This is a genomic window from Enterococcus sp. DIV1094, from assembly GCF_017316305.2.
Classification (GTDB): domain Bacteria; phylum Bacillota; class Bacilli; order Lactobacillales; family Enterococcaceae; genus Enterococcus_B; species Enterococcus_B mangumiae.
In genome coordinates, this window is the sequence record NZ_CP147250.1 from 993,354 (window position 1) to 1,004,546 (window position 11,193).

The window sequence follows — 11,193 nt, forward strand, 5'->3', positions numbered from 1 at the left end:
CTTTATCTTTTTGTTTCAAATAAAGGACTGACTGGTTTGTTTTCATGGATGCGTTTGATTGCGTCACCCATCAAGCCGCCAACGCTTACTTCGTCAATCTTATCAATTTTACCATCTTCTGGCAAATAGATTGAATCTGTTACGACTAAGCGTTCAATTGCAGAGTCTTCGATTCTTTGTAAAGCAGGTCCTGACAATACAGGGTGTGTACATGATGCATAAACGCTCACTGCTCCAGCTTCTTTCAACGCGTTAGCTGCCAATGTGATCGTTCCAGCTGTATCGATCATGTCATCGATCAAGACACATGTTTTGCCTTCTACTTGACCAATGATATTCATCACTTCTGCCACATTCGCTTTCGGACGGCGTTTATCGATGATCGCAATTGGTGCTTTTAAGAATTCAGCCAATTTACGCGCACGAGTAACACCACCATGGTCGGGTGATACCACAACGACATCATCGCCTTGGATCCCTTTTTCTAAGAAGTAATTCGCAATCAGTGGTGCGCCCATCAAATGGTCGACAGGAATATCAAAGAATCCTTGGATTTGGACTGCGTGCAAGTCAAGTGTCAACATTCTTGTTGCTCCAGCTTTTTGGATCATATTTGCCACTAATTTTGCAGTGATTGGTTCACGTGCGCGAGCTTTACGGTCTTGACGTGCGTAGCCGTAATAAGGCATTACAACGTTGATAGTTTTAGCACTTGCACGCTTCAATGCATCAATCATGATCAATAATTCCATCAGGTTATCATTTACCGGACTACTTGTTGATTGAATAACATACACGTGTGAGCCACGGATACTTTCTTCGATATTGACTTGGATCTCACCATCACTGAATTGAGTGACTGATGATTTTCCTAGTTCAACCCCAACAGCTGCAGCGATTTTTTCTGCCAATGGACGATTTGAGTTTAATGCAAATATTTTTAATCTTGGATCAAAGTAATGTTTGGACATGAGGACCTCCGCTTTCTTTTTCACAACTCTACTACCTAATAAATACTAGTCATATTTGTCGAATAAATCAAGTGGTTTTACAAAAAGTATCAATTTGAATATGGGAGTTTCTTCGCGTATCCTTCTTTATTGACTTGTCTAGCACGTGCAATTGCCATCGCATGCTCAGGAACATCGTTGGTAATCGTTGAACCAGCAGCGATACATGTGTTCTCTGCAACATCTACTGGCGCCACAAGATTCGCATTTGAACCGATAAAACTATGGTCACCCACTGTTGTATGATGTTTTGCTTTTCCGTCATAATTGACAAAAACGACACCACAACCGACATTGATTTCTTCCCCTAATGTCGCATCGCCCACGTACGTCAAATGACCGACTTTTGTATTTTTGCCGATTTTCGCATTTTTCACTTCGACAAAATTACCGATATGGACGCCTTCAGCAATTTCAGCTTTTGGACGTAAATGAGCATAAGGTCCCACATCTGCTTTACTTTTGACCACGCTGTTTTCGATCACTGAGTTTTCGATCACTACTTGGTCACCGATCTTGCTATCAACGATGCGAGAATGCGCCCCGATGAAGCAATCTTCGCCAATCTCCGTTTGTCCTTGAAGTTGGACACCCGCTTCAATCACCGTATCTGATCCGATCACTACATCCGCATCGATATACGTGGTGGCTGGATCAACAAAGCTCACGCCATTGACCATGTGTTTTTTATTGATTCGTTGGCGCATCAATTCGCTTGCTTTTGCTAGTGCGATGCGATCGTTGACGCCCATACATTCATCAAAATCTTCCGTTTGATAGGCAGCAACTGGATTACCAGCATCTTTTAGGATCTCAACGATGTCTGTTAAATAATACTCGCCTTGCGCATTATCTGTGCCGACTTTGTTCAATGCTTCAAATAACGCTTTGTTATCGAAACAGTAAGTCCCTGTATTGATTTCTTGGACTAATGCTTCTTCTGGAGACGCATCTTTTTGCTCAACGATTTTTTCAACGATCCCTACATGGTCACGGATGATTCTTCCATATCCTGTTGGGTCTTCTGCTAGCGCAGTCAAAATCGTAGCACTTGCATTTTTCCCTTGATGGTATTCAAATAAGTTATTCAACGTCTCAGTTGTCAATAAAGGGGTGTCGCCACTGATGACTAACGTTGTGCCTTCCTTACCTGCTAAAAATGAGGCAGCTTGTAGTACCGCATGGCCCGTTCCAAGTTGTTCCGCTTGTAACGCATATTCACTGCGTTCACCTAACTGAGCTTTGACTTTCTCCGCACCGTGGCCAACGATCGTTACGATTTGGTCAGGATTTGTTTCGCTTACACGGTTGATGATATGTTCGACCATCGGTTTTCCAGAAACAGGGTGCAGCACCTTGTATAGTTTTGATTTCATGCGAGTCCCTTTACCCGCGGCTAATATGATTGCATAACGTGCATCCAAATGTGTCACTCCTAAATTACGATTTATTACTTTTAAGTTTAGCCCAGTCGCCCTTTTTTTTCAACTAATCGTTCATTCTTAGCCATTAGACCACAAAAAAGAAGAGACATCAATCATCATCTCTTCTTTTTCCATAACACTTCTGTTATTAAAATGCTTTATTCGTCGAAATAATTTCCTGGTACTACAGTGATATTTTTCGTTTTTGTATCGACGTCTTTGACGTACAGTAAAGAGGTGTAATCGTTGATTGCACGATGTCCATTGAATTTTGATTCCGCAAATACAGTGATCCCAACAAGCTCAGATTCAAATTCTTCGATCAAGCTCTTCATTCCGTTCACTGTTCCGCCGCCTTTCATAAAGTCATCGACGACAAGGACACGAGAACCACGTTTCAAACTTCTTTTTGATAGTTCCATTTTTTCGATACGTTCAGATGAGCCTGAGACATAGTTCACACTCACTGTGGACCCTTCTGTGATCTTGGAATCACGACGAACGATAACAAACGGTGCGTTCAAGTAATAAGAAACTGCTTGAGCGATCGGCACTCCTTTTGTGGCAACCGTCATCACTGCATCGATTTTTTCTCCTAAATATTTTGAGGCGATGATTTTCCCTACTTGACGTAATAGCTCAGGTTCTCCTAATAGATCAGATAAGTAAACATAGCCTCCAGGAAGTAAACGGTCTTGTTCAGACAAACGTTCTGCAAGTGATTCAATGTATTTCTTTGCTTCCTCATAGGAAATTTCTGGGATGAATAGTACTCCTCCCGCTGCACCAGGAATGGTTTCAAGTGTTCCATACCCTCGTTCTTTAAATGTTTTTTTGATGATTCCCAAATCTTCACTGATGGAAGATTTCGCAGATTCATAACGTTCGGCAAAGCTTGTTAATGAAATCAATTCATGCGGATGATCTAATAAATACTGTGTCATATCGACAAGACGCTCACTGCGACGTACTTTCACATATTCCAGCTCCTTTTTCCAACAAATTTTATCGTGTTTCATTATATAAGTTTTTTCGGGAAAATTCGAGCATTTTATCTAAAATTAAGAAAATAGTTCGGTATTTGTAAAAAAACAGGTGTTTATCTAAGACATTTGTTTGTCTCAGATAGACACCTGCTTGGGTCTTTTTATTTATTTTTTCTTCTAATCGTTAGTAAGATCCGTTTACTCAAATTAACGAGTAAGAACAAAAGAATAAATACTAACGTAATCGTCGCTCCTGGAGGTGTGTCCAAATAAAAGGAACTAGTCAATCCAGAAAGCATCCCAATGAAACCAACGATGATACTGATAAAGATCACTACATTGAAGCTTTTTCCTAAGCGCATCCCGATTGCTGCCGGTAACACCATAATAGCAGAAATCAATAATGCTCCTGCTATCGGGATCATTACAGCAATTGCTACCCCAGTGATGATATTGAACAGCATCGACATCCACCGAATGGGCAGCCCATCCACATGGGCAGTGTCTTCATCAAAGGTCAACACATACATCGGGCGTTTGAATAGGAAAAACAATAGACCGATCACTGCAAATAAAATACCTAAAAATAGTACTTGCTCCCAAGTGATCGTGACGATCGAGCCAAACAAGTAAGATTGAATACTCGTGGCAGAATTCCCTCCACTCAAATTCATCAAAACTAACGCAAGTGCCAGTCCACCTGCCATAAGGATCGCAATCGAAATTTCTGAATACGTACGATACATCGAACGTAGATATTCCAAAATGATAGCAGCGACAACGACGACCACCATTGTTGTCATCGTCGGATTGAGATTAAGGAAAAACCCTAAGGCTACTCCTGCTAAAGAAACATGAGACAAGGTATCTGCCATCAATGATTGACGACGGATCACTAAGAACACGCCTAACATCGGTGCGATCCCTGCTATAAAGATTGCCGCAAGAAATGCGCGTCTCATGAATTCATATGAAAGCAACGCCATTGAGAATCCTCCTTTCGCACTAAACGGATTTGTCGATCCGCATACTGCTTGATATCTTCGTGGTCATGAGTGATCATCAACACGGCTTTGCCATGAACGTGCGCGCTATGGCGCAACAAACGATAAAATTCATTTCGTGATTCTTCATCCATCCCAGTCGTCGGCTCATCCAATACAAACAAATCCGGATCAGTAGCAAAAATACGCGCTAAGCTGATTCGTTGTTTTTGTCCGCCAGATAGTTCTCCGATCCGACGATGACGCATGTCCCACATGCCAACAGATTCCAAAGCACGTTTGACGTGTCCGTGGTCTTTTTCGCTCAAACGTTTGAACCAACGACCTCTAGGATATCTGCCAGAACGTACTAATTCTAATACGGTACTAGGAAACCCCGCATTGAAGGAAGAAACTTGTTGAGGGATGTAGCCAATGCTCAGTTTGTTTCCGTCCTGATTTTTACTTGCAATCTTTATGGTCCCTTTAGAGGGTTTCAATAGCCCTAAAGAAGCTTTGATCAATGTAGACTTTGCCGCTCCGTTTTCGCCAGTCAAGATCACAAATTCGCCGGCATCTACATGATAGGATACACCTTCTAAAACAGGTTCTTCATCATAATAGAAAGTGAGATCGGCTATTTCGATATAACGCACATAGAGGACTCCCTTCGTTTTACTTTATGCTCTCTTTTAATGCCTCAAGGTTTTTCTCCATGATAGATACGTAATTTTCACCAGCTTTGATTTGATCATTCGTCAAACTCTCTAGTGGATTCAGTACTTCAAGTTTTACACCTGTTTCCTTAGATAATGTTTCTGCTACTTTAGATGACGCATTTTCTTCAAAATAGATGACTTCAACGTTATTTTGCTCAACAAAATCTTTTAATTCAGCCAATCGACTAGGCGTAGGCTCTTGATCCGGTGAAACACCAGAGATCGCTACTTGTTCTAGATCATAGCGATTTGCTAAATAAGCAAATGCCGCATGTTGTGTTACAAACGTTCGATTCGCTGCACCTTTTAGTGCCTCTATATAGGCTTGGTCCAATGCTTCTAATTTTTGGACATAAGCCGCAGCATTTTTTTCAAATGTGTCTTTCTTATCTGGATATTTCTCGCCTAGCTCTTTAGCGATCGTTTGTACTTCTTGGATCGCTAATGTTGGATCTAACCAAACATGAGGATCGTATGCATGATCATGGTGATGTCCTTCTGATTCTTCATGTTCTTCGTCATGGTCTTCTTGTGATTCTAAACGCTCGATTCCCTTGGCTGCTTCGATCATCAACGTTTGATCAGTATCGATCGTATTTTTCAATGAATCAACAAAAAATTCCATGTCGGAACTGTTATAAACAAAGACGTCTGCATCAGCAATCTTTGCACTTTGTTGCGCACTTGGCTCAAAATCATGAGGTTCCGTACCTGCGGGAATCAATAACTCAACATTCCCAGTATCACCAACGACTTCTTTCGTAAATTCATACATTGGATAAAACGTTGCAACAACATTCAACTCGTCTGACTCAGACTCTTGTGTAGTCTGTCCACAAGCTGTAAATAGGAAAGCTCCTATAACTAAAGATGCGGCGAATAAATATTTCTTCATATATGCTCCTTTCAAAACAAATCGTAATATTACGATTTATTAACGAGGATTAATGTACCAAATTAAAAAAAAACAGTCAATAGATTAAACTGATTTTCTGATTTAAAATCAAACTTGTACTGTAAATCGGAAAACGAATGAATCTACCGTCATATCAACAATAAGCGCAAGCGTTTTCCTTCGTTCTTGATTAAAAATCAACAATAGCTTGCTTCGTCTTTTGGTTTTTGATGACCATGCGACTGGGACAATTCCTTTTTATTCCTAACCATGAAACAGAAGAACCCCCATACGAAAGACCGTCCAATCATTTTTCTCCTGATTGAACGGTCTTATTTCTTTTATTCGTTTATAGCGTTCTGACAAGATACACTTCTTCACAAAACCCTTTTAATCCATTATAGACTCTTTGGGCTCTGGAATAATGTTGACAAACAGCAAAAACCGTTGGCCCGCTGCCACTCATCAAAGCAGCATCTGCACCGTATTTGATCATTCGCTCTTTGATTTGGTGAATGATCGGATGACGTTTTCCTGTCACGTCTTCGAGGCTGTTACCCATTTTCGTTAACATTTTTTGATAATCTTGTTGACGAAGCGCATCAGCCAATCCAGCAATATCTTGGTGTTGGATTTTTTGCGTATCGATTTCTCGGAAAACAGTTCGCGTGGAAACACTCATTTTAGGCTTTACAAGAATGACCCAACAAGAAGGCATTGCCGGTAACAATTGGACGATTTCACCTTTTCCACCTACGTACGCTGTTTGACCGTAGACACAGTATGGAACATCTGTCCCTACTTCCAAACCGATCTCAGCCAATTCTTCCAAGCTACAGCCTAAGTTCCACAATCGATTGATGCCTCTCAATGCCGCTGCACAATCCGTACTTCCGCCGCCTAATCCAGCAGCGACAGGAATATTTTTCTTCACAACGATTTTTACGCCTTTTTTGATTTGATATTTCTTTTTTAACAACAATGCGGCTTGATACACATTGTTACGCTGATCTACCGGCAAAAATGCTTTATTCGTCTCAACAATGATTCGATCTTCCGATAGCTCTTCAAAGAACAAGTGATCAGCTAAATCTACACTTGACATCACCATTTCCAACTCATGATACCCGTCTGGTCTTTTATATAACACATCTAACCCTAAGTTTATCTTCGCTGGTGCTTTTTCAATCAATTCCATCCTCTCACCCATTCGAAAAGTCTAAGTCGAAAGTATTCTATCATAGGGAAAAATAAAAGTATAGCTTTCACCAATAGACGTAAACACTTTCATCACAGCTTTACAATCATTTTTACAATTCTGTCAGAACTTCTTCTGCTAAACTTGTTCCTTTTTCTTTTCCTTTACCGATCAATAAGAATAGTTGCAACGTGGCTAAGGTAAAACTACTTCCTTTCATATACGCAAAATAACGCCCTTCCCAATGTGTGACATATCGTTGTTTTTCCTCGTAGGCTAATTGGAAAGAATAAAAGAAATTACCATAATTATAGATGATCCGCATCACTTTTTCTTGCAAGAATGAAAAGTCTGTCTCTCCGACATTCGCCAGTGGCGCAAGCCCAAGATTCGCTTCTACGTAGCCTTTTTGACGATAGACAGCCAATAAATTGGCAAGCAAGTAATCGCCTAGACTATTCGGCTGATTCGGTAGATACCGTAGCAGATCATACCCTGCTTGACGCCCATTGATCGGTTGTGAAGTAATAAAGCCAACGATTTGCTGTTCTTTGCGAACAACACCGATTCCGCTCATCAAGAGATATTCTTTATCGAAATAGCCTACTGAGAAATGTTTCTCACGAGAACCGTCCAACCATTTTTGCGACACTTCATGGATTGGTTCGAATAATTCTTCAGGTAATTCGTCATACCAAGTAAAATGATAGCCTTCATTCGTCAAACGTTGCAATTCGATTTGCTTTGTTCGCCATTGAAGCGCATCAGAAGAAAGATCAGTGACGGCGGCTTCGCCAACTTTCGTAAAGTGAAATCCCGCTTCGTGAAGCATAACGACATAGCTTTCTGAAACTTTATAAAATGCCAACTGATAACCAAAACAATCAGCTTTCTTTAAAAATTCATGCGTAGCTTTACGTATTTTAGCTGGATCACCAATTGGATCACCCAGAACAAAACATTTGTTTCCCTTGATTTGATACCCAAACACTACTTGGTCTTGATCCTCTTCCTGATAATAAAAATAAGTGTATCCAGGTAAATGCAAGTAATGACTAGCTGCGGTCCCGCCATAGGTCGTTAAAAGGCGATCTAAACGAGTTTGATCTAAAGATTCACCAAATCCTGTGTCTGCGGCCAAGTACTGATACAAAGCAACTAACGCCAGTAAAGAGATCCCTAAGCCAATCAATCCAGAAAACCAGACGTCTTCATAAGGGAAGAGAATGAAGCGATTGGCAGTTAAGTCACCTACCCAAAAACTACCACGATGATAGCCTGCGATGGCATAAACAACAAATAAAAAGCCAAATAAACACGCATCAAATAAAATAGCTCCCCATGAATAAACAAACTTTTTACGATAAAACTCTTTGCGAGAGAACCAGACCGCGAGTAATATCAGAAGATAGACAACGATCAATTGCCACGACAACGTTCGCATCACTGTATTGATGATACCAAAAGCAAGTAAAGCAATTGTCGGAATAAATGCTTTTTTGACCTTCATCGCTAAAGCTCTAGCTAAACCTAACAATAAGAAACCGATCAACAGATTCAACATCTGATCTAAAAAATCAAATGAGAAAGGCAAAAGTATTTGAAATAAACGACTGACCGTCGAAAGATTGGTGATCGTCGAAAGCAAGACCATCATGATCCCCGCAAAATAAACAGCACACACTAAAACAAAATGAGCAATCTTTTGAAAAAACAATCGAGGAATGTTATCTAAAAATCGATTGATCTTAACTCCTGTGTGTGTCAAAAATAAAATGACGCCAGATAGAAATGGGAGTACATAGTAGAACAAGCGATAATAAAGCAGCCACACAAGCGCAATATCTTGCCGCACACCTAGTTGACTCATCCCTAAGATCATCAACACGTCAAACGTCCCCACACCGCCGGGTACCATCGTCAACATGCCAATCAATGTGGCAATGATAAACATCGGGTACAATGACCATAAAGAAATATCTACCGCCATCAAGCGCCCAATCAATAAGAAAACTACTAATGCTCCAGTCCATTGTCCAAAGGAAGCTGCGAACAAACCCACCAAACCTTTAGGATAAAATTCTGCAAATAATGTTTTTCGTTTCAGATAGGCAAACAAGAAGATGATTGGCGCTAAAAAGCTACCCCCAAATAACCAAATCCAATACCCTCGAAAAACACTATCAGATTGAAGAAAGAAAACATTGATAAACGTTAATAATGACCAGATAGAAAGCCCAGTCAACAGGAATAAAGCAACTTTCGAGACTGTTGCAAGCACCATTTTACGATTGGTGTGCTTGCCATAAAAGCTAGCTCGTAAGCTTGCTCCGACGATTCCGCCAAATCCTGCCAAATTGTTGATCGTATTCGTGATCCAAGCCGATAACAAAAAGTCTTTGCGACTCATTTTAGGTTTCCCTTGTTTTTCCAATACTCGGATCGTGACCCAATCGTAAAGCAACATCGGGGCAACGCCGATCAATCCTGCTAAAATCATCCATGCAAGCGTGCTATGACGCTGTTGTTCCATCGTGTGCCAGACATCTTGCCAACTCATCCCTTGGGCAATATTGGCGACCTGATTCGCCACAAAAACAAGGATCGATCCAAAGAATATCAGTTTTAAAATCAACTGATGTGATTTCACCCACTGGATCATGATCTGTAATTTATTTTTCACCGGCACTCATCCTCACCTGTAGACTTTCTAAAACGTATACATTCATGTTATCTTATTTAGATTGATTTTTCCACTTTGGACATTAGGTTGTGAAAGAAGCGGTCAGCACTGAGTAATAAGACAGAAAAATCGAAAATGGCTTTTTCATTTTTGATTTTTTTGGCTTATTATTGAAGTGCTACTTCTTGAACACCGTTTATACGAATTTTAGTGATACTAAAACACTCGTTTCATCTTCGTTTTCTACCCACCACTTTCTCCCCAATCCATTCACAGATGGGGTCATCTCTTGACTTGCAGATTGTAAGAAAGAAAGCTATGCTAAAACAAAAGGAGAGGATTACATGAAAATCGGATTTATCGGTACAGGAAATATGGCTCAAGCAATTATTCACGGGATCTTAGCAAATGATCTTGTGGCTAAAGAAGAGATTTTTGTCTCAAGTGGACATTATGAAAATGCACAACGTTTTGCTGGTAAAGTAGGCGTCACTGCTTGTCAGAGCAATCAAGAAGTTGCTGACAAAGCAGAGATCATCATCCTAGCAGTAAAACCAAAAATCATCGAATCGGTATTGCATGACTTGCGTGACCACCGTAAACAACAGTTATTCATTTCCATCGCTTCAGGAAAATCACTTAAAACATTAGAACAAGCGCTTGATCCAGAAGCAGCCATCGTTCGTGTGATGCCCAATGTCAATGTGAGTGTCGGTGCTGGCGTTTCGGCAATCTGTAAAAACCAAGCAGCAACAAATGATCAGCTGGCACAAGCGACAAAGATCTTTGAAGCGATCGGCAGCGTTTATCCTTTAGCCGAAGATGATTTTAGTACATTTATCGGCTTAGCGGGAAGCTCACCTGCTTTTATTTATATGTTGATCGATGCAATGGGGCGTACTGGTGTCTTGCATGGACTACCGAAAAAAACAGCAACCGAGATCGCAGCCAAAGCAATTTTAGGTTCTTGTCAAAAATTCCTCGCAAGCGATGAAAATCCTTGGGAATTAGTTGACCAAGTTTCTTCCCCTGGTGGTACAACAGTTGCTGGTGTCGTTGCATTGGAAGAAGCTGGGTTTATCCCCGCAATTATTAAAGGTATTACTAAGACGATCGAAAAAGATTTAGAGATGTTGTAGCATTTTGCAAACTTTTGATATTCATCGTCCGTCTTTATCATCTACTTTTTTAACATCTAAAAAAATGCGCCTAAATCTCAATAAACGTTGAAAACAAAAGTAACCTCTCCGGTATATAAGAATTCACATTTTTGTACATGCTGTCTTATTTACCAG

General features: G+C 40.5%; 9 protein-coding genes. 1 reads left to right on the top strand and 8 read right to left on the bottom strand.

What is annotated here, in order from left to right; genetic code table 11:
• Positions 1-2 precede the first annotated feature (2 nt).
• The 8 genes from DOK79_RS04800 to mprF form a co-directional block, all read right to left on the bottom strand.
• Positions 3-971 (bottom strand): ribose-phosphate diphosphokinase, encoded by a 969-nt coding sequence (locus DOK79_RS04800; RefSeq protein WP_206853194.1) that lies wholly within the window; start codon positions 969-971, stop codon positions 3-5.
• Between the two features lie 89 nt (positions 972-1,060).
• Positions 1,061-2,434, bottom strand: coding sequence for a bifunctional UDP-N-acetylglucosamine diphosphorylase/glucosamine-1-phosphate N-acetyltransferase GlmU (gene glmU / locus DOK79_RS04805; protein ID WP_206853192.1), 1,374 nt, complete (start codon positions 2,432-2,434; stop codon positions 1,061-1,063).
• A gap of 158 nt (positions 2,435-2,592) precedes the next feature.
• Positions 2,593-3,411, bottom strand: a complete 819-nt coding sequence (gene purR / locus DOK79_RS04810; protein ID WP_206853190.1) for a pur operon repressor — start codon at positions 3,409-3,411, stop codon at positions 2,593-2,595.
• A 170-nt stretch (positions 3,412-3,581) separates the two neighbouring features.
• Complete coding sequence (locus DOK79_RS04815; RefSeq protein WP_206853188.1) at positions 3,582-4,406, bottom strand: metal ABC transporter permease; 825 nt, start codon at positions 4,404-4,406, stop codon at positions 3,582-3,584.
• Positions 4,379-5,059, bottom strand: a complete 681-nt coding sequence (locus DOK79_RS04820; RefSeq protein ID WP_206853186.1) for an ATP-binding cassette domain-containing protein — start codon at positions 5,057-5,059, stop codon at positions 4,379-4,381. Before DOK79_RS04820 ends, DOK79_RS04815 begins: the two co-directional genes overlap by 28 nt.
• A gap of 19 nt (positions 5,060-5,078) precedes the next feature.
• A complete protein-coding gene (locus DOK79_RS04825; RefSeq protein WP_206853184.1) occupies positions 5,079-6,017 on the bottom strand; it encodes a metal ABC transporter substrate-binding protein in 939 nt (312 codons plus the stop codon).
• A gap of 349 nt (positions 6,018-6,366) precedes the next feature.
• Positions 6,367-7,215 (bottom strand): 4-(cytidine 5'-diphospho)-2-C-methyl-D-erythritol kinase, encoded by an 849-nt coding sequence (ispE, locus tag DOK79_RS04830; protein ID WP_206853183.1) that lies wholly within the window; start codon positions 7,213-7,215, stop codon positions 6,367-6,369.
• Positions 7,216-7,327: 112 nt separating this feature from the next.
• Positions 7,328-9,898: a bifunctional lysylphosphatidylglycerol flippase/synthetase MprF gene (mprF, locus tag DOK79_RS04835; protein WP_206853180.1), complete on the bottom strand. Its 2,571-nt coding sequence runs from the start codon at positions 9,896-9,898 to the stop codon at positions 7,328-7,330.
• A gap of 344 nt (positions 9,899-10,242) precedes the next feature.
• Between mprF and proC the strand changes: the two genes are divergently transcribed.
• Positions 10,243-11,037, top strand: a complete 795-nt coding sequence (gene proC / locus DOK79_RS04840) for a pyrroline-5-carboxylate reductase (protein ID WP_206853177.1) — start codon at positions 10,243-10,245, stop codon at positions 11,035-11,037.
• The last annotated feature ends 156 nt before the right edge of the window (positions 11,038-11,193 follow it).

Excerpts from the sequence above, each read along its gene's own strand:
- DOK79_RS04800 (WP_206853194.1), bottom strand. The coding sequence starts at position 971 with ATGTCCAAACATTACTTTGATCCAAGATTAAAAATATTTGCATTAAAC.
- DOK79_RS04825 (WP_206853184.1), bottom strand. The coding sequence starts at position 6,017 with ATGAAGAAATATTTATTCGCCGCATCTTTAGTTATAGGAGCTTTCCTA.
- DOK79_RS04815 (WP_206853188.1), bottom strand. The coding sequence starts at position 4,406 with ATGGCGTTGCTTTCATATGAATTCATGAGACGCGCATTTCTTGCGGCA.
- ispE (WP_206853183.1), bottom strand. The coding sequence starts at position 7,215 with ATGGAATTGATTGAAAAAGCACCAGCGAAGATAAACTTAGGGTTAGAT.
- proC (WP_206853177.1), top strand. The coding sequence starts at position 10,243 with ATGAAAATCGGATTTATCGGTACAGGAAATATGGCTCAAGCAATTATT.